Source organism: Palleronia sp. THAF1 (assembly GCF_009363795.1).
GTDB lineage: Bacteria > Pseudomonadota > Alphaproteobacteria > Rhodobacterales > Rhodobacteraceae > Palleronia.
In genome coordinates, this window is the sequence record NZ_CP045420.1 from 1,076,927 (window position 1) to 1,099,243 (window position 22,317).

The 22,317-nt window shown below is 64.1% G+C and carries 21 protein-coding genes; 6 read left to right on the forward strand and 15 right to left on the reverse strand.

The window, feature by feature from the left end; all coding sequences use genetic code 11:
• Positions 1–35 precede the first annotated feature (35 nt).
• Positions 36–1,202: an acyl-CoA dehydrogenase family protein gene (locus FIU81_RS05415; RefSeq protein WP_124112555.1), complete on the forward strand. Its 1,167-nt coding sequence runs from the start codon at positions 36–38 to the stop codon at positions 1,200–1,202.
• Positions 1,202–2,029 carry a MaoC family dehydratase N-terminal domain-containing protein gene (locus tag FIU81_RS05420; RefSeq protein ID WP_124112556.1) on the forward strand — a complete coding sequence of 276 codons (828 nt, stop codon included), beginning with the start codon at positions 1,202–1,204 and terminating at the stop codon, positions 2,027–2,029. The genes FIU81_RS05415 and FIU81_RS05420 overlap by 1 nt, the downstream gene beginning before the upstream one ends.
• A gap of 231 nt (positions 2,030–2,260) precedes the next feature.
• Here the strand turns inward: FIU81_RS05420 and FIU81_RS05425 are convergent, their stop codons facing one another.
• The 10 genes from FIU81_RS05425 to FIU81_RS05475 form a co-directional block, all read right to left on the reverse strand.
• Entirely contained in the window at positions 2,261–3,958 is a 1,698-nt protein-coding gene (locus FIU81_RS05425) for a thiamine pyrophosphate-binding protein (RefSeq protein ID WP_124112557.1), read from the reverse strand.
• Positions 3,952–4,221, reverse strand: coding sequence for a hypothetical protein (locus FIU81_RS05430; RefSeq protein WP_124112558.1), 270 nt, complete (start codon positions 4,219–4,221; stop codon positions 3,952–3,954). The genes FIU81_RS05425 and FIU81_RS05430 overlap by 7 nt, the downstream gene beginning before the upstream one ends.
• 727 nt (positions 4,222–4,948) lie before the next feature.
• The gene (locus tag FIU81_RS05440) at positions 4,949–6,274 is read right to left on the reverse strand and encodes an aspartate aminotransferase family protein (RefSeq protein ID WP_124112560.1); all 1,326 of its coding nucleotides are present in this window, start codon (positions 6,272–6,274) and stop codon (positions 4,949–4,951) included.
• Complete coding sequence (locus tag FIU81_RS05445; RefSeq protein ID WP_124112561.1) at positions 6,267–6,686, reverse strand: universal stress protein; 420 nt, start codon at positions 6,684–6,686, stop codon at positions 6,267–6,269. The genes FIU81_RS05440 and FIU81_RS05445 overlap by 8 nt, the downstream gene beginning before the upstream one ends.
• A 2-nt stretch (positions 6,687–6,688) precedes the next feature.
• Complete coding sequence (locus FIU81_RS05450; RefSeq protein WP_124112562.1) at positions 6,689–9,334, reverse strand: TRAP transporter permease; 2,646 nt, start codon at positions 9,332–9,334, stop codon at positions 6,689–6,691.
• A gap of 187 nt (positions 9,335–9,521) precedes the next feature.
• Complete coding sequence (locus FIU81_RS05455) at positions 9,522–10,496, reverse strand: TAXI family TRAP transporter solute-binding subunit (protein ID WP_124112563.1); 975 nt, start codon at positions 10,494–10,496, stop codon at positions 9,522–9,524.
• A 184-nt stretch (positions 10,497–10,680) separates the two neighbouring features.
• Entirely contained in the window at positions 10,681–11,697 is a 1,017-nt protein-coding gene (locus FIU81_RS05460) for an NAD-dependent epimerase/dehydratase family protein (RefSeq protein ID WP_124112564.1), read from the reverse strand.
• Between the two features lie 84 nt (positions 11,698–11,781).
• On the reverse strand, positions 11,782–13,035 hold the full coding sequence (locus tag FIU81_RS05465) for a glycerate kinase (RefSeq protein ID WP_124112565.1): 1,254 nt from the start codon (positions 13,033–13,035) through the stop codon (positions 11,782–11,784).
• The gene (locus FIU81_RS05470; protein ID WP_124112566.1) at positions 13,025–13,720 is read right to left on the reverse strand and encodes a D-lyxose/D-mannose family sugar isomerase; all 696 of its coding nucleotides are present in this window, start codon (positions 13,718–13,720) and stop codon (positions 13,025–13,027) included. The genes FIU81_RS05465 and FIU81_RS05470 overlap by 11 nt, the downstream gene beginning before the upstream one ends.
• Before the next feature lie 200 nt (positions 13,721–13,920).
• Positions 13,921–15,156 (reverse strand): urate hydroxylase PuuD, encoded by a 1,236-nt coding sequence (locus FIU81_RS05475; protein ID WP_124112567.1) that lies wholly within the window; start codon positions 15,154–15,156, stop codon positions 13,921–13,923.
• 82 nt (positions 15,157–15,238) lie between these two features.
• Between FIU81_RS05475 and puuE the strand changes: the two genes are divergently transcribed.
• Together puuE and FIU81_RS05485 are read left to right on the forward strand one after the other, a co-directional pair.
• The gene (gene puuE / locus FIU81_RS05480; protein ID WP_124112568.1) at positions 15,239–16,648 is read left to right on the forward strand and encodes an allantoinase PuuE; all 1,410 of its coding nucleotides are present in this window, start codon (positions 15,239–15,241) and stop codon (positions 16,646–16,648) included.
• Positions 16,645–17,136 (forward strand): ureidoglycolate lyase, encoded by a 492-nt coding sequence (locus FIU81_RS05485; RefSeq protein WP_124112569.1) that lies wholly within the window; start codon positions 16,645–16,647, stop codon positions 17,134–17,136. Before puuE ends, FIU81_RS05485 begins: the two co-directional genes overlap by 4 nt.
• A 1-nt stretch (position 17,137) precedes the next feature.
• Here FIU81_RS05485 and FIU81_RS05490 read toward each other — a convergent pair whose 3' ends face one another.
• The 3 genes from FIU81_RS05490 to FIU81_RS05500 are packed head-to-tail and all read right to left on the reverse strand — an operon-like array spanning position 17,138 to position 19,199.
• A complete protein-coding gene (locus FIU81_RS05490; protein ID WP_124112570.1) occupies positions 17,138–17,944 on the reverse strand; it encodes an iron chelate uptake ABC transporter family permease subunit in 807 nt (268 codons plus the stop codon).
• The gene (locus FIU81_RS05495) at positions 17,944–18,696 is read right to left on the reverse strand and encodes a metal ABC transporter ATP-binding protein (protein WP_124112571.1); all 753 of its coding nucleotides are present in this window, start codon (positions 18,694–18,696) and stop codon (positions 17,944–17,946) included. Before FIU81_RS05495 ends, FIU81_RS05490 begins: the two co-directional genes overlap by 1 nt.
• Positions 18,693–19,199, reverse strand: a complete 507-nt coding sequence (locus tag FIU81_RS05500) for a transcriptional repressor (RefSeq protein ID WP_124112572.1) — start codon at positions 19,197–19,199, stop codon at positions 18,693–18,695. Before FIU81_RS05500 ends, FIU81_RS05495 begins: the two co-directional genes overlap by 4 nt.
• 55 nt (positions 19,200–19,254) lie before the next feature.
• Here FIU81_RS05500 and FIU81_RS05505 point away from each other — a divergent pair, with 55 nt between their 5' ends.
• Positions 19,255–20,208 (forward strand): zinc ABC transporter substrate-binding protein, encoded by a 954-nt coding sequence (locus FIU81_RS05505; protein ID WP_124112573.1) that lies wholly within the window; start codon positions 19,255–19,257, stop codon positions 20,206–20,208.
• A 16-nt stretch (positions 20,209–20,224) separates the two neighbouring features.
• Here the strand turns inward: FIU81_RS05505 and FIU81_RS05510 are convergent, their stop codons facing one another.
• Together FIU81_RS05510 and FIU81_RS05515 are read right to left on the reverse strand one after the other, a co-directional pair.
• On the reverse strand, positions 20,225–21,430 hold the full coding sequence (locus FIU81_RS05510; protein WP_172971405.1) for a radical SAM protein: 1,206 nt from the start codon (positions 21,428–21,430) through the stop codon (positions 20,225–20,227).
• A 149-nt stretch (positions 21,431–21,579) separates the two neighbouring features.
• Positions 21,580–22,035 (reverse strand): hypothetical protein, encoded by a 456-nt coding sequence (locus FIU81_RS05515; protein WP_124112575.1) that lies wholly within the window; start codon positions 22,033–22,035, stop codon positions 21,580–21,582.
• A gap of 8 nt (positions 22,036–22,043) precedes the next feature.
• On the opposite strand from FIU81_RS05515, the gene ccoS reads away from it, so the two are divergent.
• Complete coding sequence (gene ccoS, locus FIU81_RS17080) at positions 22,044–22,292, forward strand: cbb3-type cytochrome oxidase assembly protein CcoS (protein WP_320414793.1); 249 nt, start codon at positions 22,044–22,046, stop codon at positions 22,290–22,292.
• Positions 22,293–22,317: the final 25 nt, after the last annotated feature.

The window sequence follows — 22,317 nt, forward strand, 5'->3', positions numbered from 1 at the left end:
TATTCCGCCTGACTGACCCGGAAGAGAGAGGCCACGTGAAGACATCCGCCCCCGACACACACGACGATCTGCGTGACGCATTGCGCGCGCTCTGCGCCGAGTTTCCGGCCGAGTACCATCGCGCCCACGGAGCAAACGAGACCTATCCCGAAGAGTTCATCGACGCGCTGACCAAGGCCGGTTGGTTAGCCGCAATGATTCCCGAAGAGTTCGGCGGATCGGGGCTGGGGCTCACCGAAGCGTCCATCGTCATGGAAGAGATCAACCGCGCGGGCGGCAACGCGGGCCACTGCCACGGCCAGATGTACAACATGGGCACGCTGCTGCGCCACGGGTCGGACGCGCAGAAGGAACGCTACCTGCCGAAGATCGCCTCGGGTGACTTGCGCCTGCAATCCATGGCGGTGACGGAACCGTCCACCGGGACCGATACGACGAAGTTGAAGACGACGGCGGTAAAGAAGGGCAACGACACATATGTCATCAACGGCCAAAAGGTCTGGATCAGTCGGGTGCAGCACTCTGACCTGATGATCCTATTGGCGCGCACGACGCCGCTCGATCAGGTCAAGCGCAAGTCAGAGGGGCTGTCGGTCTTCCTGCTGGAACTGGATCAGGTGATTGGCAAGGGGATGGAGGTCAAACCGATTGCCAACATGGTCGGCCATGAAACGAACGAACTGTTCTTCGATGATCTGGAGATCCCCGCCGACACCATGATCGGCGAAGAGGGGATGGGATTTCGCTACATCCTGGATGGGCTGAACGCCGAACGCGCGTTGATCGCCGCCGAATGTATCGGCGACGGCTACTGGTTCTGCGAAAAGGCGCGTCAGTATGCGACCGAGAGGGAAGTGTTCGGGCGGCCCATCGGCCAAAACCAGGGCATCCAGTTCCCTATCGCGCGCGCCTTCGTGAATGTAGAGGCCGCCAACCTTATGCGTTTCGAAGCCTGCCGCCGCTTCGACGCGAACGAGCCGTCGGGCGCGCAGGCCAACATGGCCAAGCTTCTGGCCGCCGACGCCAGTTGGGAGGCCGCGAACGCCTGCCTGCAAACCCACGGAGGCTACGGTTTCGCTCAGGAATACGACATCGAGCGCAAGTTTCGCGAGACGCGGCTGTATCAGGTCGCGCCGATCTCGACGAACCTGATCCTGTCCTACGTGTCCGAGCATATCCTGGATATGCCGCGCAGCTTCTGATGGCCTCTCTGGACGACATCGACCTCGATCACCTGCGTGGCTGGGTGGGGCGCGAGGAAGAGGCGAGCGATACCGTCACCGACGGCCTGATCGCCCGGTTCCGCGCAACGCTGGGCGACTGGCTGTTCGATACAGGTGCGGACGCCCCGCTGGGCCTGCATTGGTGCCTTGCGCCGTCTGCCGTGCCGTTCGATGCGCTCGGCCCCGATGGCCATGCTGCGCGCGGTGGGTTCCTGCCGCCGATCCCGTTCGAAAGCCGTATGTGGGCGGGAGGCGCCTTGGCATTCCACGCGCCCCTGCGGGCGGGCGATCGGGTGAACCGGCGGTCGCGCATCGCGTCCGTGACGGGCAAGCAGGGACGCTCTGGCCCGCTGGTCTTCGTGGCCGTGGAGCATACGATTTCGGTGGGCGACCGCACCGCGATTGCCGAACGGCAAGATCTTGTCTACCGACCTGCGCAGCCTTTGGGCGATCCGCAACCCCATACGCCGCGCACCGGCCCGCCCGGCACCTTCACCGGCGATCCGGTGACGCTGTTCCGCTACTCTGCGCTGACCTTCAACGGGCACCGTATTCACTACGACCACCCGTATGTCACGCAGACCGAAGGCTACGCCGACCTCGTTGTTCATGGCCCGCTGCAGGCGACCTTGCTGATGAACGCCATCGCCAAGCGGGCCGGAACCGGCGCGGTCGCACTGGACTATCGCGGGCTGTCACCGCTGGTGGCCGGCGTGCCCGTAGCGCTGCGAGAAGCGGAAGATCGGGTGCATCTGGAAACCGACGAGGGACGTGAGACCTTCGAGGCGCGGCCCAAGTCATTGTGATGCTATGAACGGCGACGACTGCCGCCGGTTCGACCATAAAGATTTGGTGCAGCATCGGACCCGTCGCAGGCGTCCACCGCTGATGGTGCACCCTTGTTGAGTCATTGTGATTGCATCGCATTCACAGTCGGCTTGCTCGACGATGGAAGGCCCGCCCCAGACGACGTTGCGCGATCGACCCAGAAAGTCGGCCTGGCGATCAAAATGGCCCCACGTCCATCCCGTTCAACATCAGGCCTGCACCTTGCGGCGCGCCGCGTCGCGCAGTTTGGCGATGGTCGTGCGGGTCGAGATCTGTTCGGGGTCCGTCATCAGTTCGATCAGGGCCGGAAGACCGCTGTCCCGCGCGCGGACGAAGGCATCGGCGAATTGCGCCGTTTCCGTCACGCGTTCGGCGTAGGCCCCCATGCCTTCGGCCATTTTCACGAAATCCCGGTTCTGCAAGGTGGTGCCGGAAATCCGTTCAGGGTGCTCGCGCTCTTGGTGCATGCGGATCGTGCCGTAGATCCCGTTGTTGAATACCAGCACGATGGGGCGCGCGCCGTATTGCGCGGCGGTCGCAAGCTCCATCCCGCTCATCATGAAGCCGCCGTCGCCGACAAAGGACAGGACCAACCGCTTTGGATCCGCGATGGATGCGGCGACGGCGGCGGGCACGGAATAGCCCATCGCGCCGCAGGTCGAGCCGATGATGCGGCCAGGCCGACCGTATCGCAGGAACCGTTGCGCCCAGCCTGTGTGGTTCCCCGCGTCGAGCGTGACGATCACGTCGTCGGGCAGGCTGTCGCGCAACTGCGACAGGGCCACGCCCATATCCAGCGTCCAGTCGCCACCGTTCGGGGCGTCGCTGTCGGTCAGGTAGTCGCTGTGCAGGCGGGCACACCAGTCCTTCCACGCGTCGCCCCGGCCCAGATCGATGCCATCCAACATCGCGGCGACCGATCCGGGCGCGGCGGCGATGCCAAGGTCGGGGGAGTAGACGCGCCCGATCTCGTCCGGGTCTGGGTAGATATGAACCAGACGGGTCTGCGGGTTGGGGGCGTCGATGGTGGTGTAGGTCTTGGTCGACATCTCTCCCATGCGCGCGCCGATGACGACCAGCAAATCGGCATCGCGTTGGTGAGCGTAAAGCGTCGGGGCGGTCGAGGTTCCGAAGTCGCCAGCATAGACCGGCGACAGATTATCCACGATATCCTGCCTGCGGAAAGAGGTCGTGACGGGAATACAGTTGACCTCGGCGAAGCGCGTGATCGCGGCGGCACTTGCGTCCGACCAGCCAGAGCCGCCAAGGATCAGAAGCGGGCGTTCGGCAGAGGACAGCTCGGCCTTCAGCGCATCCAATCCGTCGGTGGACAATTCGGCGCGCGTGGGAGTGTAGGGTCGTGCGTCTGCGATGGTCACCATGTCGGTCAGCATGTCTTCGGGCAGGGCGACGACAACGGGCCCGGGGCGGCCAGACGTCGCGACGCGAAAGGCGCGGGCCATGTATTCGGGAACGCGGGATGCGTCGTCGATCTGGGTGGCCCATTTGGCGATCGGGCCGAACATCGCGCGGTAGTCGACTTCTTGAAACGCCTCCCTGTCCGTCGTGCCGCGTGCGATCTGACCCACCAGAAGGATCATCGGCGTGCTGTCTTGCTGGGCGATATGCACACCGATCGCCGCATGGCACGCACCGGGACCACGTGTGACCATCGCGATGCCGGGACGCCCCGTAAGCTTGCCGTAGGTCTCGGCCATGTTGGCGGCTCCGGCCTCGTGCCGCGCGTTGATCAGGGTGAAGCGGTCCTGCACATCGTGCAGCGCGTCCAGAACCTCCAGATAGCTTTCGCCGGGCACGCAATACGCGGTGTCGGCCCCGTGGATCAGAAGCTGGTCCACAAGAACCTGCCCGCCCGAGCGCGGCTTCGGGGAAACGGTCTTCAGCATGTCGAGCTGCCTTCGTCTGTTGGGAACGGCCTGGGGTTTGTCGTGGCGCTTTCCAGTTTGGCGGGAACGCGACGCTTTTGGAATAGCAGGATCCAATCGGCAAACAGCCGCTCCGTCGTGGTCAGGCGCCGATCTGGGTAGATCGACGAAGGCGAGCCGTGTACCGGCATCACCGACAGCCAGCCGAAGAAGTAGCTCTGCAAAGCCTCCGCAAGCATGACGACGCTGATGGTCGACTGCAACGGCACTAGGTTGGTCTGCATCGCCGATCCCTGCACAGGCACTGGCCGACGCGATGTGCAACATGTTGCGGGCGCCGCTTTCCAGCGACCCAAGGATATTGTCGATGGTCTCGCGGTGCCGTGTCGTCTTGCACACTAAGGCGACCGGCACGACCGACATGAACCCGCACAGCGCCAATAGCCCATCATCGGAACGGTCACGATTACGACCAGCAATCCGCACAGGATGAACAGCATGTCATACCGTTACCTGTCCACCAGCGATCCACGGTCGTGTGGAGCACGAAGCGCGAAGGCATTTTGAACGCCGCGCGTGAAGCAGGGGTTGGGTGGGCCAACGAAGGCGACGTACAGGCAAATCGCCATCCCGATCAGGATCAGTCGTGCGATCCTTGTGATAAGTGGTATCTTCGCTTGAAGGATCGACAACTGCATCTACTGCTTTCGCGCCGGAAACCAGGCAAACAGGGCGCGCTCAAGTGGGTGTCGTAGGAGATTGCGTGGCGATCTCGTCGAAGCTCGGCGGATCCGGCGGTACTTTCGTGGCGCTGGGACACGGCGTTCGGCAAACCGTGCCGAAGGTGAGCTTGCGGCGGGGCCGACGATGCACTGGGACCAGTCGCATTGAAGCGAGGCAGGTGCCGAAACCGGCTGCCAGTGCAAAAGCCTCGGCTGATCTGACGATCACCGGAACCAATATGGCCACGACTCCGGCGACCTCCCAATGGATTTGCCGTTCTGATCACGACTAGGCGGCCAGTGCGGTATCTATCGCGCGCGTCAGTCGGTCGGCCAACATGTCGATCTCGTCGTCAGAGATGATGAACGGCGGAGCCAGAAGGATGTGGTCACCGTGGACGCCGTCGACCGTGCCCCCTGCGGGATAGCAGATCAGCCCCTCGGCCATCGCGGCTTTCTTGACCTGCGCGTGCAACTTGCGGGCTGGATCGAAGGGGGTTTTCGTCTCTCTGTCAGCGACCAGCTCGATGCCGCGGAACAGCCCGCGTCCGCGAATATCTCCGACGTGGGGGTGCTGACCCAGCCGAGCGTTCAGCGCTTCCATAAGCCGCTCACCGCGCCGGTTCACGCAAGCGACAAGGCCATCGTCCACCAAACGCTCCAACACCGCCAGACCGGCGGCGGCGGCAAGGGGGTGGCCGTGGTAGGTGTGGCCGTGCTGGAAACTGCCGGAGCCGTCGGCGATGGCACGGTGGATGCGGTCCGACAACAGCATTGCCCCGATGGGGGCGTAGCCCGCGCCAAGGCCCTTGGCGATGGTCACGATATCGGGTGCCACCCCGTCCTGCTCACAGGCGAACAACGTGCCCGTTCGGCCCATGCCGCACATCACCTCGTCCAGAATCAGAAGAACGCCGTGGCGGTCGCAAATCTGGCGGATCGCCATAAAGTAGCCAGGCAACGGGGCGAGAGCGCCCGCTGTCGCACCCACGACCGGCTCTGCCACGAAGGCCATGACAGTGTCGGGGCCAAGCTCTTGGAACTTCGTCTCCAGCTCGTCGGCCAATCGCTGCACGTAGGCAGTGTCACTGTCGTCTCCCTGTTCGCGGTAGGGATAGCAGGGCGACACGTGGTGACATTCCACCAGCAGCGGCGCGTATTTCTCGCGCCGCCACGCGTTGCCGCCAGCGGCGAGCGCCCCCAGCGTATTGCCGTGATAGCTTTGCCGACGCGCGACGATCTTTGCGCGCTGCGGTTGGCTCACTTCCAAGAAATACTGCCGCGCCAGCTTCAGCGCGGCCTCCACCGCTTCGGAGCCACCCGTCAGCGGGTAGACGCGGGTTATACCCGGTGGTGCGGTCTCGATCAGCTTGGCGGCCAGCCGTTCAGCGGCGTCGGTCGTGAAAAAGCCGGTGTGCGCGAAGGCTACCTTGTCAAGCTGCGCGTGAACGGCGGCGCGCACGTGGGCATCGGAATGGCCAAGGCAGGACACCGCTGCCCCGCCGGAGCCGTCCAGATAGCGTCGCCCGTCCGCGTCGATCAACCAGCAGCCATCGCCGGATACAGCCGTGGGCAAGCGCGACGGACCACGGCCCAAGACTGCACTGTCAGCCACGGACGATGAACACCGATTGCGGTGCGTGACGCACCACGCGCGCGGCGTTGGGGCCCAGCAGGTATTCCGACACGCCGGGCTTCGGCGCGCCCATGACGATGATGTCCGCGCTTAGATCGGCTGCGGTGCGGATGATCTCGTCATAGATGCGACCGTGCAGAACATGGGGATGCACCTCCTGCGCGTCGGGGATGTTCTTGTTCACCCACTTCGTCAGGTCTTCCCCAACCTCATGCAGCGCACGTTCGATGAAGCCTTCGTCGAAATAGCCGCCGACCATGGACATGCCAAAGTTCGGGATGACCGTAATGACGTGCAGCGTGCCGCCCTGCGCCAGTTCCAATGCGCGGGGCAGGGCGATTTCCCAGGTAGCGGGGGCAGCAAGGTCGATAGGGAAGAGGATTGTGCTCATGGTCAGAACGCCGGTTTTGTCTGGCGGCGACGTTGCAGCACGATCACAAGACCGAGCAGCAGCAATGCCGGGATGTAGAAGATCTGGGCGGGCAGGCGATTGTCGTTCGGCGCCAGCACCTGCGAGATGCGGACGGGATCGTCCGAGTAGAAGTCGAAGCTGGACAGGTCTTCCTGAATCGGGGTGCCGAACATCGGTTCTTCCAGCGCGGCTTCGGCACCTTCGGCGTTGGGCCGAAGCATCAGGCCGGTTTCATCCATCCGCGCCTGACCCTCTGCTTCCGGCACGACCAGCGACAGGGTCGTCTGCGTCATGTCGCCGGTGTTGAAGTCCGGCCCTTCGATCCGCAGGCGGATGCGCCCACCGGGATCGGCCTCTGCCAGGGTCTGCTCGAAGGCCGCCGGATCGCTTTCGATAAAGCGCGGCTGCACCTGGTTCAGCCAGAAGTTCGGCACGAAGAAGGTAAAGGCCACCAGCAGCAGCATCGCGCTTTCGTGGATGCGCGAGCGGGCAAGGAAATAGCCTTGCGTGGCGGCGGCGAAAAGCAGCATCGCGAAGGTCGCAACGATGAAAACGAAGACCGCGTGTGCCACACCAGTGGCCGTGCCGAGATCGACGCCATACAGGATCAGCGTCGGGTTGTAGATGAACAAGAAGGGCAGGGCGACGGTGCGCAGCGAGTAGAAGAAGGCGATGAAGCCCGTCTTGATCGGATCGCCCCCCGACACGGCCGCGGCGGCGAAAGAGGCCAGGCCGACAGGTGGCGTCACATCCGCCATGATGCCGAAGTAGAACACGAAAAGGTGCGCCGCGATCAGCGGCACGATCAGCCCCTCCTGCGCGCCCAGGGACACGACGACACCGGCCATCAAGGACGATACGACGATATAGTTGGCCGTTGTCGGCAGGCCCATCCCCAGTACAAGACTGAACAGACCGATCAGCACCAGCATGATGATCAGGATGCCGCCCGATAATTGCTCGACCAGTGCGGCCAATTCGGTGCCGATGGGGGTCTTGGTGACAGTCGCCACGATGATACCGGCGGCGGCGGTCGCGACACCGATGCCGATCATGTTGCGCGCGCCCGCGATCAGCCCGTCGACCAGATCGAACAGCCCGGCCTTGCCAGCCTCGGCGATGCTATCGCCCTTGCGGAACAGCGCCTTCAGGGGGCGTTGAGTGACGATGATGAACAGCATCAGGGCGGTCGCGTAGAAAGCCGACTTCGCGGGCGACTGTTGCTCGACCATCAGGAACCACACCAGCACGAGGATCGGCAGCACGTAATGCAGGCCGGTCTTCCACACGTCCGCCGTCTTGGGCAGCGTGATCTGACCGTCCTCTGTCGGCTCCAGGTTCTCCGGATCCAGATCCTTTTGGCGTGCCGCGATCGCCACCAGCCAGACATAAACGGCGGCCAGCCCGATCATGACAATGGGTCCGGTCAGGCCCGGCAGAACCGCGTTCAAGCCACCGATCAGATAGATCATCGCGATAAAGCCGAAACCAAAGACCGCGAAGCCGATGGCGAAGTTCAGGGCCATGCGCAGCAGGGACGCGCCTTCGCCAAGGGCAGGCATGTCCTTCTTCAAAGCCTCCAGGTGCACAATGTAGACCAGCGCGATGTAGGAGATCACCGCAGGCACAAAGGCGTGCTTGATGACCTGCACATAGGAAATGCCGATGAACTCGACCATCAGGAAAGCTGCGGCCCCCATCACGGGTGGCATGATCTGACCGTTGACGGACGACGCGACCTCGACCGATCCGGCCTGTTCAGAGGTGAAGCCGACGCGCTTCATCAGCGGGATCGTAAAGGTGCCGGTGGTCACTACATTGGCGATGGACGAGCCAGAGATGAGGCCGGTCATCGCCGATCCGACGACAGCGGCCTTGGCCGGTCCGCCGCGCAGGTGGCCCAGGCCAGCAAAGGCCAACTGGATGAAGTAGTTGCCCGCGCCTGCCTTGTCCAAGAGTGAGCCGAACAGCACGAACAGGAACACGAAGGCCGTCGAAACGCCCAGCGGAATGCCGAAGACGCCCGCCGTATCCAGCCACTGCGCCGTCATCAGCGAGGTGAAGGACAGGCCTTCGTGGGCGATCAGGTCGGGGATCAGCCAGCCGGTGCCGAAGTAGGCATAGGCCAGAAAAATTGCGCCGACGATTGTCAGCGCCGGACCAAGCGCGCGGCGCGACGCTTCCAGCAGCAGCACGATGCCGATGGCAGCGATGATCACCTGGTTCTGTGTCGGCAGACCAGAACGGGCGGTCTGCGCCAGCGTGTCGGCGAAGAAGAAGACGTAAAGCGCGGTTCCCGTGGCGACGATGGCCAGCGCCCAGTCCACCAAGGGAACCCTGTCGCGCGGGGAGGATTTCATCGCCGGGTAGCACAGGAACGCAAGGAACACGGCGAAGGCCAAGTGGATGGGACGCGTTTCGGACGAGTTCAGCACCGGGAAATAAGCCCCGAACCACAGCATTGGCTGCGCGATCCACAACTGGAACAGCGACCACGCAAGGGCGGTCAGGCCGATCAGCGCGGCGACCCACGGTGTCGATGGCGTCCGCGCGCCCGCGTCCGAGGACGCGACGAGGTCCTGAAGCTCCTCATCGGTGAACTCTCGGTTCTGCTTGTCCTCGGCCATCACGTCCCTCTTCCTTTGGTTCCCCGTCCGAAGAGGGGTGTCTTTGGTTAACGTTATCGGAAAAGCCTCCGATGCCCAGACTTCAAATGGAAAAGGCCGCCCGGATCTCCCAGACGGCCTGCTTTTTCATCGTTCCCGAAATACTTCGGTGAAGCAGCGTAGCTGCGGGGGCAGAGCCCCCGCACGCTTATTCGGACACTAGGCCCGCTTCTTCGTAGTAGCGCTGGGCACCGGCGTGCAGCGGTGCAGACAGGCCGTCGTTTGCCATTTGCTCGGCCTCCAGATTGGCGAAGGCGGGGTGCAGGCCCTTGAATTGGTCGAAGTTCTCGAACACCGCCTTGACGACTTCGTAGACGACATCCTCGGACACCTCGGACGAGGTCACGAGCGTCGCGCCCACGCCGAAGGTGGTGATGTCTTCGTCGTTGCCGCGGTACATGCCGCCGGGGATGGTGGCTTCGCGGTAGTAGGGGTTGTTCTCGATCAGACCGGCGCTTGCCTCGTTGTCGACGGGAACGATGACCGATTCACAGGCCGTGGTCGCTTCCTGAATGGAACCGGACGGGTGGCCCACAGAATACACCATCGCGTCGATGTTGTTGTCGCACAAGGCCTGGCTCTGCTCGGCGGCCTGCAACTCGGAGGCCAGCTGGAAGCTGTCGGTGGTCCAGCCCATCTCTTCCATCATCCGCTCCATCAGCGCGCGCTGACCAGATCCGGGGTTGCCGATGTTGACGCGCTTTCCTTCGAGATCGGCGAAAGTCTCGATGCCAGATCCGGCACGGGCGACGACGGTGAAGGGCTCTGGGTGGATCGAGAAGACGGCGCGCAGGGTCTCGTCCGCGCCCTGATCGGCGAACTGGCCTTCGCCGTTGGACGCTTGGAACTGCACGTCGGACTGGGCGACGCCGAACTCCAGCTCGCCAGAGCGGACGGCATTGACGTTGTAGACCGAACCGCCGGTGGATTCGACCGAGCAGCGGATGCCGTGGTCGGCACGGTTGCGATTCACGAGCCGACAGATCGCGCCGCCGGTGGGGTAGTAGACGCCCGTGACGCCGCCGGTGCCGATGGTGATGAAGGTCTCTTCCTGCGCCTGAGCGGGCACCGCCAAGGTGGACAGAAGCGCCGAGGCTGCGAGGAAACGAATGGTCTTGGTCATGTGAGACTCCCTTGTGCCGCCCGTGGGGCGGTCTGTTTCTATGGGAGCATGATGACGTTCGTGGCGCAAACGGCAACCCGTTGCTGCTGATGACGGATAGGCCCGCTTCACGGCACCCGGTAAATCGGCGCCGGACGTCAATAGACGAAGTATGCGTGATCGGGTGTGTTGCTGCCCGAAAGGCTCAAACGTCGTAGTACGCGCGATACCATGCCACGAACTTCGCGATGCCGTCGCGTACGTCGGTCTGAGGGCGATAGCCTGTCAACTCACGCAGCAGCGTCGCGTCGGCCCATGTAGCGGGCACGTCGCCTTTCTGCATCTCCATGTAGTTGCGCTGCGCCTTCATCCCCATGCAGTCCTCGATCGCCTCGACGAAATCCAGAAGGCGCACCGTGTCCGAGTTGCCGATATTCACCACGCGCCACGGGGCAACAGGCGACAGGCTGTCCCATTCTGGAATTTCGGCGTCGGGTTCGGGCCGCACGGGGGCGGCGTCGATCAGCAGGCGGATACCGTTCACAAGGTCTTCGACGTAGGTGAAATCCCGGTGCATGTCGCCATTGTTGTAGATGTCGATGGGGCGACCGTTCTGAATGGCGTCCACGAACTTGAACAGCGCCATATCGGGCCGTCCCCATGGCCCGTAGACGGTAAAGAAGCGGAACATCGTGGTCGGCAGGTTCCACAAGTGGGCGTAGGAATGGCCCATCGCCTCGTTCGCCTTCTTTGTGGCGGCGTAGATGGTCAGCGGCGTGTCGGCCTTATGCGTCTCGACGAAGGGCATGTCGGTGTTCGCGCCGTAGACGGAAGAGGTCGAGGCCATCAGCAGGTGATCGACCTCGTGCCGCCGCGCCGCTTCCATGACGTTGAAGGTGCCGACGACATTGGCGTCGATATAGGCGCGGGGGTTTTCAAGGCTGTAGCGCACGCCAGCTTGCGCGGCGAGGTGGACGATCACGTCGGGTTCGAAGTCGTCTGCGGTCTTCTGGAACAAGTCGTCATCTTCCAGCATACCCTCGGTGGCGCCGAAGCCCTCGGTCTGCATCAGGATCTGGTGGCGGCGCTGCTTCAGGCGCACGTCGTAGTAGTCGGTCATCCCGTCGTAGCCGTGGACGGTGAAGCCTTCGGACAGCAGCAACCGGGCAAGATGGAAGCCGATGAAACCGGCGGTTCCGGTGATCAGGACGCGTCTGGACATGGGCAGGTTCCTGTGGGCTATGGCCGTCGTTGCGTTCTCGCGCGGCGGGCGCGGTATGGGAAGACCGAATTTGGGGCAAAAGGCTTAGGTCGGGAGGACAAGGATCGCCCGAAAGTCGTTCACGTTGGTCAGGGTTGGGCCGGTGACGATCTGGCCGCCATGTGTTGCGAACCATGTGTGCGCGTCGTTTTCGGACAAGGCGCGCTCGGCGGACATCCTGTCCTTCATCGTGTCCGGGCCGGCGATTGCGCCCGCGACCTCTGCTGCGCCGTCCACGCCGTCGGTATCGCAGGCAAGGACGTAGATGCCGGGCGCGCCGTCCAGCTCCAGCATCGCGGCCAGAACGTATTCGGCGTTGGGCCCTCCGATCCCCTCGCCGCGCCTTGTCACGGTGGCCTCTCCGCCGGACAGCAGAAGAAGGGGCGCGGTGGCGTCGGCTTGCGCGGCTAGTGCCGCTTGCGCCTGCCTGCGGCCCAGATCACGGGCCTCGCCTTCCAGCGCATCGCCCAGAATCCGCACATTAACCCCCTGCGCCTGCGCAATTGCGGCGGCGGCGGCCAGTGACTGTGCGGGGGCGGCGATGACATGGTCTTCTGCGCGGGCCAGCCGGGGATCACAGGGCGCCACAACCGATGATCCGGCGCGCAGAGCAGCCATCGCGGCGTCCGGCAGGGTGATACCGCGCTTTTCGATCAGGGCCAGTGCGTTGGCGGGCGTGCTGTCTTCTCCCACGGTCGGCCCCGACGCGATCTCTGCCGGGTCGTCGCCGGGCACGTCAGAGATCATCAGCGTCACCAGCCGCGCGGGATGGCAGGCGGTGGCAAGCTGCCCGCCTTTCACGCGGCTCAGGTGTTTGCGAATGACGTTCATCTCTCCGATGGGCGCGCCCGAGGCCAGAAGAGCACGATTCACCGCGATCTTGTCGTTCAGCGTCATGCCGACAGCGGGCGCACACAATAGCGCAGAGCCGCCGCCGGAGATCAGCGCCAGCACGGTGTCGTCTGGCCCCAGCCCATCGACCAGTTGCAGCAGCCGGTGGGTCGCCTGAACGCCTGCCATATTCGGCACCGGATGCGCGGCTTCGACAATCTCTATCCCTTGGCAAGGCCGCGCATAGCCGTAGCGCGTGATGACAAGCCCATCGCAGGGGCCGAGCGTCGCCTCTACCGCTTCTGCCATCCGGGCGCTTGCCTTGCCCGCCCCGATGACGATGAGGCGTCCCTTCGGGCGTTTGGGCAGATGCGCGGCGACCACGCGCATCGGATCCGCTACGGCCACGGCGCGGTTGAACAGCGCGCTCAGGAAGCCGCCCGGATCGGTCCTGAAATCAGGCGTCATGGGATAGCCACGTGTCGTAATCGCTGACCAACAGGCGCACGGGGTCCACGTCTTCTTCGACCGTGGCGAAGCGGCCGATGGGGTCGCGGAAGATGTTGTCGGTTTCGTCGTCGTTGACGGTGCTGACCTCTCCGATCAGCACATCACCGCCGTCACCCCAGAAGGCGTGCCAGTCGCCCGGCATCAACGTCACGCTTTCGCCGGGGGCGAAGGTCAGCTTTTCACCGGCAGCGAAGGTGCGCACGATCCCATCGCACATGACTTGCCCGCCGCGATCCTCGGCGAAGTTGCCATCATCATCCGAGCCGTAGAGTTCCACCACCAGCGTTGCGCCACCACGGTTGATGATATCTTCGGCTTTTAGGGCATGCGTGTGCATGGGCGATAGCTGGTCCCGGCGCGAGATCAGCAGCTTCTCGGCGTAGCACATGCCGCGCCCCGCCCGCAGATCGGCCTGCCGCCCGTTGCGCAGGGTGAACAGCGTCAGGCCCATCGTGTCGAACGTACCTGCGCCGTAGTCGGTGATGTCCCACCCACAGCGCGAGTCGATCAGGTGTTGTGCGGTCTGAGCGCGGTTTCGGAACGCGTCGGGAGACCAGTGGGCGAAGGGCGGCAAGGCGACGCCGTGGTCGCGGATCATCGCATCGGCGGCAAGGATGATGTCGTTGATGGTAGAGCGTTTCATCGGTCAGGTCCCTGCGGCTTCGAATGCGGCCCCGGCGTGAAAGGGGGCAAAGCCATTCAGGCGCGCATGGATCAGTCAGGGTGACTTGATCGGCGGCAATCTTGGCTTCGACGGTGTAGCGCGCCACACCCGCGCCGGTCCAGTCTGACGCGCGCTGGATTAATGGGTCGTCGTCCTACAACATGATGCCGACAGTTCGCCTAGCCATCCGTTGCGTTGCGCACCCACGCCACGATATCGGCCCGCGCGGCTGGGTCCATCTGCACCGCGTTGGGCGGCGGCATGGCATGGCTGACGCCCGCCTGCAGGTAGATCGCCTTGGCATGGCGCGCGACGTCGGCAGGCGTTTCCAGATGTACGCCTTTCGGGGCCCAGCGAATGCCGTCCCAAGCCGGATCGCGCGCGTGGCACATGGAGCAGTTGCCGATCACGGCGTTCAGGGCCGCATCGAAGCCCTCTGCCTCGGCGAAGGCGGTCTCGTATGCGGTCAGTTCGGTCGCCTCCAAGGCCTCGTAGTCGCCGTCCCAGGTGGAGGCGGTAGACAGCCACGCCATCGTGATGAAAAGCACCGCCGTCACGCCCCACGTCCACAACGGCCCCTTGCCGGTGCGGTGCATGGTGTTGAAGTAGTGCCGGATCGTCACGCCGGTCAGGAACACCAGGCTGGCGATGATCCATGCGAACTGCGTTCCGAACGCCAGCGGGTAGTGGTTCGACAGCATCAAGAAGATCACCGGCAACGTCAGGTAATTGTTGTGCATCGACCGCAGCTTGGCGATCTTGCCGTACTTCGCATCCGGTGTGCGGCCCGCTTTGAGATCGGCGATCACGATGCGCTGGTTCGGCATGATGATGAAAAACACGTTGGCCGTCATGATCGTGGCGGTGAACGCGCCCAGATGCAGCAGGGCGGCGCGACCCGTGAAGACCTGGTTCAGCCCCCAGCTCATCGCCACGATGATCGCGAACAGCGCCAGCATCATCAGCGTGGGCCGCTCACCCAATGCCGATTTGCAAAGCGCGTCATAGACCACCCAGCCCACTGCGATAGAGGCTGCCGACAGCACGATCCCCTGCCACAGCGCCAGATCGGCTTTGCTTGGGTCAAGCAGGTATAGCTCTCCGCTGACCCAGTAGACGATCATCAGCAGCGTGGCGCCCGACAGCCACGTCGAATAGCTTTGCCATTTGTGCCAGGTCAGATGCTCTGGCAGGCGGTCGGGCGCCACCATGTATTTCGTCGTGTGGTAAAAGCCGCCGCCGTGGACTTCCCATTCCTCTCCTGATGCGCCCTTGGGCATGTCCGTCGCGGGCTTCAGCATCAGGTCCAGCGCGATGAAGTAAAAGGACGCGCCGATCCAGGCCATCGCGGTGATGATGTGCGTCCAGCGGACGGCGAACGCCACCCAGTCCCACATGATCGCGGCATCATACATGGCCATTCCCTCTGTTTCGCATCCCCATCTTCGGTAAAGGTGACAGCGGCCAAGCGCCAGACTGCAAGGAGCCGATGAAACCATGAACCGCTATCCCCGCGACATGACTGGATACGGGGCACATCCGCCCCACGCTGCCTGGCCCGAAGGCGCAAAGATCGCCGTGCAGATCGTGCTGAACTACGAAGAGGGCGGCGAGAACAACATCCTGCACGGCGATGCCGCGTCAGAGGCGTTCCTGTCAGAGATCACCGGCGCCTCCGCCTGGCCCGGTCAGCGGCACTGGAACATGGAAACGCTGTATGAGTACGGCAGCCGTGCCGGGTTCTGGCGTTTGCACCGAATGCTGCAGGACATGCCGATAACCGTTTACGGCGTGACCACCGCCTTGGCCCGTGCGCCCGAGCAACTGGCCGCGATGAAGCGCGCCGGATGGGAGATCGCATCCCACGGGCTGAAGTGGATCGAACACAAGGACATGTCCGAGGACGAAGAGCGCGCCCAGATCGCCGAGGCGATCCGGCTGCACACGGAAGTCGTCGGCCAGCCCGCGCGCGGCTGGTACACTGGTCGCTGTTCCATGAACACGGTGCGGCTGGCATCGGAAGAGGGCGACTTTGCCTATGTCGCCGACAGCTACGCCGACGATCTGCCCTATTGGCAACCAGTGGGCGACGGCCATCAGCTGATCGTGCCCTACACCATGGACTGCAACGACATGCGTTTCGCCATTCAGGCGGGGTTCACGTCAGGCGACCAGTTCGAAAGCTACCTGCGCGACAGCTTCGATGTGCTCTACGCCGAAGGTCAGGCGGGCGCGCCGAAGATGATGTCCATCGGATTGCATTGCCGCATCGCGGGGCGTCCGGGACGGGCGGCGGCGTTGCAGCGCGCGTTGGACTACATGCGGGGGCACGACGGCGTCTGGTTCGCGACGCGCGAGCAGATTGCGGATCACTGGGCGGCCACGCATCCCGCGCCAACGGGGCAGCGGCCATCGGACATGAGCCGCGAGACCTTCGTTGCCGAATACGGCGGCATCTTCGAGCATTCGCCATGGATCGCAGAAGGGGCCTATGATCTGGACCTTGGCCCTACCTACGACACGGCGGCGGGCGTTCACCTTGCGCTGTGCCGGGTGTTCCGCGCGGCGGATGACGACGCACGCCTTGGCGTCCTGACGGCGCACCCCGACCTTGCGGGCAAGCTGGCGGCGGCTGGTCAGCTGACCGCCGAAAGCACGTCCGAGCAGGCAGGCGCCGGGCTTGACCTGCTGACCGACGCGGAACGGGAGACCTTCCAGCGCCTGAACGCGCAATACGTCGACAAACACGGCTTTCCGTTCATCATCGCCGTGCGGGATCACGACAAGGCATCGATCATGGCCGCCTTCCATCGGCGGATCGAAAACGACCGCGCCACCGAGTTCGCGGAAGCTTGCCGTCAGGTCGAACGCATCGCCGAACTGCGGCTGGCAGAGAAGTTCGCATGAGCGAGATCATCCATACAGAGTCGCTGACGGCGGACGCCTTCGCGTCTTTCGGCGACGTGCTGGCGGCGACGGGCGCACCCGACAAGTTGATCAACGCGGGTCGTTGCGGTCGCTTCCACGACCGCGCGCAGTTGGACTTCGCAGACGGGCAGGCGGGGATCAGCATCTTCCAAAGCGAGACGGTGACGCTGCCCTACGACTGCCCGCTGATGGAACGGCATCCACTGGGCAGTCAGGCCTTTATCCCGATGTCCGCCGATCCATTCCTAGTGATCGTCGCTGCCGACCGTGACGGCACACCCGACGCGCCGCGCGCCTTCGTTACGGCGCCGGGGCAGGGGATCAATCTGCATCGGGGCGTCTGGCATGGCGTGCTGACCCCGCTGGGCGGATTGGGTCTATTCGCGGTGGTGGACCGGATCGGCGAGGGCGCAAACCTTGAGGAATATACCTTCGACACCCCGTTCAGGGTCGTGCAGGCCGACTGATCTACTCTGCGTGACCCAAGGCCGAACGCATCCACTGCCACGCACTGGTGCAGACGAACGCAATGGCAGCCACGCAAACGATGGACGGACCGGCGGGCGTGTCGAAGATGTAGGCCGAACGTAGCCCCAGAACCGCCGCCATGCCGCCGATCACTGCCGCCGCGATGGCCATTTGTTCCGGCGTGCGCGCCAGCGGTCGGGCGGCGGCGGCGGGGATAATCAGCATCGCGGCGATCAGGATGACGCCCACGACCTTGATGGCGACTGCGACCGTGATCGCCAGCGCCACGGTCAGGATCAGTTGCTCTCGCTTGGGATCGATGCCGCTGGCGTGGGCCAGCTCGTCGCTGAGCGTCGCGGTCAGAAGCGCGGACCACCGCCACGCGATCAGTCCGACGACCACAAGCGCGCCGCCCCCGATCACCGCCAGATCGACGCGCGAGACGGCAAGGATGTCGCCGAAGAGATAGGCCATCAGGTCGATGCGGACGCCTTGCAGGAACGATACCGCAACCAGTCCGAACGCCAGCGCCGAATGGGCCAGAACCCCCAGCAAGGTGTCCATGGCGTAGCCCCGCCCGCTCAGGAACGTGACCGCAAGCGCCATCGCCAATGCCACGGCGACCGCTCCCGCGAAGATCGAGATCTGAAGCGCCAGCGACAGGGCGATGCCAAGGATCGCGGCGTGGGCGGTCGCGTCGCCGAAATAGGCCATCCGCCGCCAGACCACGAAGCTGCCCAGCGGGGCAGAGGCGATCGCGACACCGATACCGGCCAGCGTTGCGCGGGTCATGAAATCGTCCAGCATCACTCTGCCGCCTCGGTCTTCGCGTGCGAATGATCGCAGTTTTCATCGTGCGCGTGGTCATGGTCGTGGCGGTACAGCGCCAAAGCGCCGCCCGTTCCGGTGCCGAACAAGGCGCGGTATTCCGGGGCCGCCGACACGATCTCTGGCGTGCCTTCGCAGCAGACGTGGCCGTTCAAGCAAATCACCCGGTCGGACGCGCTCATGACGACGTGCAGTTCGTGGCTGATCATCAGCACCGCACAGCCAGTCTCGCGCCGCACTTCCTCGATCTGAAGGTAGAAGGCAGCTGAACCGGGTTGGTCCAGCCCGCGCGTTGCCTCGTCCAGCAGCAAAATGTCGGGCTTTTCGATCAGCGCACGCGCCAGCAGGACACGTTGAAACTGCCCGCCCGACAGGCGCGACATCTGCCGACGGCTCAGGTCGGGTACACCCGCCCGCTCCAGCGCTTGCGCGCAGGCAGTGCGGTCGGGGCGTCCGGGAAGGGCGAGGAACCGCTCTACCGTTAGCGGTAAAGTGGGGTCGATGTGCAGCGTCTGCGGCACATAGCCCAAGCGTAGACCTTGCCGCCGTACAATCCTGCCACGCGTGGGCTTCATCGCGCCGATCAGCGCGCGCAGGAGCGTGGTCTTGCCCGAACCGTTCGGTCCGACGATGGTCACGATCTCACCGGGTTCGATAATGAACGACACATCGCGCAACACCGTCTTCGCGCCGTAGCCGACGCTGATATTCTCGACCGCGACAAGGCTCATGCGTTGGCCTGTTCCGCGCAAGAGGGGCAGACGCCTTCGGCTTCCAATACCGTCCGTTCGATCTGGAACCCGGTGGCCTCGGCGGCCTTGCCCAGAGCGCCGCGCCCATCGCCCGAGCGTGCTTCGGCGACCGAGTCGCACAGGCGGCAGATCATGAAGGCAGGGGCGTGGGGTGCGCCGGGGTGGGCGCAGGCGACGAATGCATTCAGGCGCTCGATCCGGTGGGCAAAACCGTTCGCGACCAGAAACTCCAACGCGCGATAGGCGACGGGCGGCTGCGATCCGAAGCCCGCATCGCGCAGGCGGTCCAACATGTCATAGGCGCCCAGCGCGCGGTGATCTTGCAGCAATATCTCCAGCGTCTTGCGACGCACGGGCGTGAACCGCAGACCCTGCGCGTCGCAATGGGCTTCCGCCGCATTGATGGCGGTAGAGATACAGCCAGCGTGGTCGTGGGTTTCGAACCCGACCGGGTCGGTCTTCGCTGGATCGCCACTTGTCATGTTATATTGTTTCCCGTAATGCGAGGAAATGTTATATAGTCACAAAGGCGCGCGAATGTCCAGCAAGCTCTACCCTATCTCGATCGCGGCGTCTCTTATGGCGGGCACGGCTTTGGCCGACGCGCCGAACGTTACCGTCGACATCGCCCCGATTCATTCGCTGGTCGCGCGCGTCATGCAAGATGTCGGTGCGCCGTCGTTGATCGTAGCGGCAGGCGCGAGCCCCCACGAGTACAACCTGCGCCCGTCCGAGGCGCGTGCGTTGCAGGATGCTGACCTCGTGTTCTGGGTCGGTCCGAACCTGACCCCATGGCTTGAAAGCGCCATCAACACGTTGGCCAGCGATGCTACGGCAACGGCGCTTCTGGGTGCGGAGGGATCGACAGAGCTTTCGTTCCGCGAAGGTGCGTCGTTCGACGCGCATGATTATGAAGATCACGAAGAACATGATGATCACGACGCGCACCAAGACCACGATGACCACGACCACGCGGGTGCTGATCCCCATGCATGGCTATCCCCCGACAACGCCGCCGTGTGGCTGAACGTGATCGCTGCAGACCTCTCCGCCGTCGATCCGGACAACGCAGATGCCTATCTTGCGAACGCGACCGCGGGGCGCGAAGAGATCGCCGCGATGGTGGCAGAGATCGACGCGACGCTCGCCCCGGTGCGAGACCGCAATTTTATCTTGTTCCACGACGCCTATCAGTATTTTGAGACCTCTTTCGACCTGGCGGCGTCGGGTGCGATCTCACTATCCGACGCCTCTGACCCCAGCCCGGCGCGCATCGCGGATGTTCAGGCGCAGATCGTCGCGCAGAATGTGGCCTGCGTATTGTCCGAGCCGCAGTTCAATCCCGGCCTTGTCCAAGCGGTCATGGACGGATCGACGGCCCGAACAGCGATCCTTGATCCGCTGGGCTCCGACCTTGAGCCGGGGCCGGGGCTGTATCCGCAGATGTTGCGCAATCTGGCGGGCACGCTGGCGGGGTGTCTGGCGGACTGACCTGGATCGCGAAGCGTCAGCTCGCCTGACTGTAGCGCCGCTCTCCCTCTGCAATCGTGCTCGACCCCGTTTCCAGCGTGTGCGCCAGCAGACGGGCGGCGCGGCGGTCCAGAAGCCGTAGCGTCGTTCCCTCGACTCGCCCTGCTTCGGGGTATTGCCTCAGGAAGGTCAGTGCAGCGGCGGCCAGTTCGGGTGGGGCGTCTGCGAAGTCCACGTCCGCGCAGCACATGAGGCGCTCGATCAGGCTGGCGAGCGTCGCGTCGGCTTGCGTCAACGCGATGCCGCGCGCCCCTGGAATCTGGTCTTCGGACACGAGGCGCTGCCATTTCTCTGTCGCGGGCGCGTTCTGAGCGTAGCCCTGCCGAAAGCGCGACACGGCAGAAGGGCCAATACCCACAAGCGTCGCCGCCGTATCGGTGGTGTAGCCTTGGAAATTTCGACGAAGCGATCCCGTTTGCGCGGCCTTGGCCATCGAATCGTCCAGCCTTGCGAAGTGGTCGATGCCGACCGGAACGTATCCGGCGTCCGTCAGCAAGGCGCGCGCCATTTCTGCCAGTTCCAGCCGTTTCGCTGGAAAGGGCAAGGCGGCCTGCGGGATCAGCTTCTGGCGTCGCGCGACCCATGGCACATGGGCGTAACCGTAAAGGGCCAGACGATCCTGTCCTATATCGACAACCTGCTGCAAGGTGCGCTTCAGTCTTGGTTCGGTCTGATGCGGCAGGCCATAAAGCAGATCGGAGTTGATGCTGCTTATGCCGCGTCCGCGCAGGGTCTGAACGGTTTGCCGTGTCTCTTCTTCGGATCGATCGCGTCCGATGGCGGTTTGCACGAGGGGATCGAAATCCTGCACGACGATAGAGGCGCGCGTCAGGCCTAAATCCACCAATGCGTCGATGCGTGCGGTGTCGCATTCGGTTAGGTCGATCTCGACCGCGACTTCGCAACCGTCGATGGTGAAATGCTCGCGGATCATGATGGCCAGACGTGCGATCCGGTCAGGGGACAGAAGCGTTGGGGTGCCGCCGCCCAGATGCAGGGCCGAGACGGTCAGATCATCGGGAAGCTGCGCCCGCGTCAGCGCGATTTCCGTTTCCAGATGGTCTAGGTAGCGATCCAGCGGCGCATCGTTGCGCGTGCCCTGTGTGCGGCAGGCGCAGAACCAGCACAGCCTGCGGCAGAAGGAGACTTGAACGTATAGCGATACGGTGTCCCCTGCAGGCACGGCGGCCAGCCACTCGGATTTCGTCGCCCACTTACTGCGTCGGTAAAGCGGTCGGTGGGCGGATAGCTGGTGTAGCGCGGCACGCGCGCGGTCAGCAGAGCGGTTCTGAGAGGGGCATGTGTCATGCGGATAGATTTCAGGGGAAACACCTACCGCGCATTGATCGAGATCATTGGGCGTGGTTCGCCAGAGTCTCTGCGATCCGTTTGCCGTTGCGGATCAGGCCCACGACCGGGGCCGAAATGCCGTGCCGCTCCAGCCGACTTCGTCCCATCGGGGACCAGCAAGACCGGCACGCGACTGTTGTAAAGCATCGCCTCCAAAACGCCTTGCATCAGGCCCGACGGTTCCGGGCCGGACGCTGCCAGCACCGCCAGATCGGCGCAGCGATTGGTTTGCGCGATCCGTCGCGCGACATCTGCGCCGTAGATCGCGCGGGCGTCCACCGACCAGCCGAACGCCTCCCCCGTCAGCTGCTGTTCGACGCGCGTCTGCACATCTTCCAACGCCTGCGCGTCATCATCATGCAGGGCCGGGGCGACGACGACCATGTCCGGCGCGACGAAGGTCGACACGCCCATGGCGGCGGCGGTCAGGCAGGTCACGTCCAGATGTGCGGACCATTACGTGGCGCAGCCTTGCCGCTGCCCACGCCAGCATCGCGCCCGGCACCGCACTCTATGCCGCGCGCAACGCGGCGGATGTGGTGCTTCTGTCGGGCGGTCTGAAGGGTGTATCCATCACTTTGCGCATGGCACGGCTGGCGACCTCCGTCTGGACGATCCGGTCCAGCCAATACGACGACCCGGCAGGCGATCAGGCGCGCGCCCTGTCGGACCAGCACGACGATCGCCCGCTGTAGGGGAATGCCCGAGCCTTACACACGG

Excerpts from the sequence above, each read along its gene's own strand:
- FIU81_RS05500 (WP_124112572.1), bottom strand. The coding sequence starts at position 19,199 with ATGACAAGTGGCGATCCAGCGAAGACCGACCCGGTCGGGTTCGAAACC.
- FIU81_RS05475 (WP_124112567.1), bottom strand. The coding sequence starts at position 15,156 with ATGTATGATGCCGCGATCATGTGGGACTGGGTGGCGTTCGCCGTCCGC.
- FIU81_RS05465 (WP_124112565.1), bottom strand. The coding sequence starts at position 13,035 with ATGACGCCTGATTTCAGGACCGATCCGGGCGGCTTCCTGAGCGCGCTG.
- FIU81_RS05505 (WP_124112573.1), top strand. The coding sequence starts at position 19,255 with ATGTCCAGCAAGCTCTACCCTATCTCGATCGCGGCGTCTCTTATGGCG.
- FIU81_RS05450 (WP_124112562.1), bottom strand. The coding sequence starts at position 9,334 with ATGGCCGAGGACAAGCAGAACCGAGAGTTCACCGATGAGGAGCTTCAG.
- FIU81_RS05490 (WP_124112570.1), bottom strand. The coding sequence starts at position 17,944 with ATGCTGGACGATTTCATGACCCGCGCAACGCTGGCCGGTATCGGTGTC.
- FIU81_RS05445 (WP_124112561.1), bottom strand. The coding sequence starts at position 6,686 with ATGAGCACAATCCTCTTCCCTATCGACCTTGCTGCCCCCGCTACCTGG.
- FIU81_RS05430 (WP_124112558.1), bottom strand. The coding sequence starts at position 4,221 with ATGCAGACCAACCTAGTGCCGTTGCAGTCGACCATCAGCGTCGTCATG.
- puuE (WP_124112568.1), top strand. The coding sequence starts at position 15,239 with ATGAACCGCTATCCCCGCGACATGACTGGATACGGGGCACATCCGCCC.
- FIU81_RS05420 (WP_124112556.1), top strand. The coding sequence starts at position 1,202 with ATGGCCTCTCTGGACGACATCGACCTCGATCACCTGCGTGGCTGGGTG.
- FIU81_RS05425 (WP_124112557.1), bottom strand. The coding sequence starts at position 3,958 with ATGCTGAAGACCGTTTCCCCGAAGCCGCGCTCGGGCGGGCAGGTTCTT.
- FIU81_RS05455 (WP_124112563.1), bottom strand. The coding sequence starts at position 10,496 with ATGACCAAGACCATTCGTTTCCTCGCAGCCTCGGCGCTTCTGTCCACC.
- FIU81_RS05485 (WP_124112569.1), top strand. The coding sequence starts at position 16,645 with ATGAGCGAGATCATCCATACAGAGTCGCTGACGGCGGACGCCTTCGCG.
- FIU81_RS05495 (WP_124112571.1), bottom strand. The coding sequence starts at position 18,696 with ATGAGCCTTGTCGCGGTCGAGAATATCAGCGTCGGCTACGGCGCGAAG.
- FIU81_RS05460 (WP_124112564.1), bottom strand. The coding sequence starts at position 11,697 with ATGTCCAGACGCGTCCTGATCACCGGAACCGCCGGTTTCATCGGCTTC.
- FIU81_RS05470 (WP_124112566.1), bottom strand. The coding sequence starts at position 13,720 with ATGAAACGCTCTACCATCAACGACATCATCCTTGCCGCCGATGCGATG.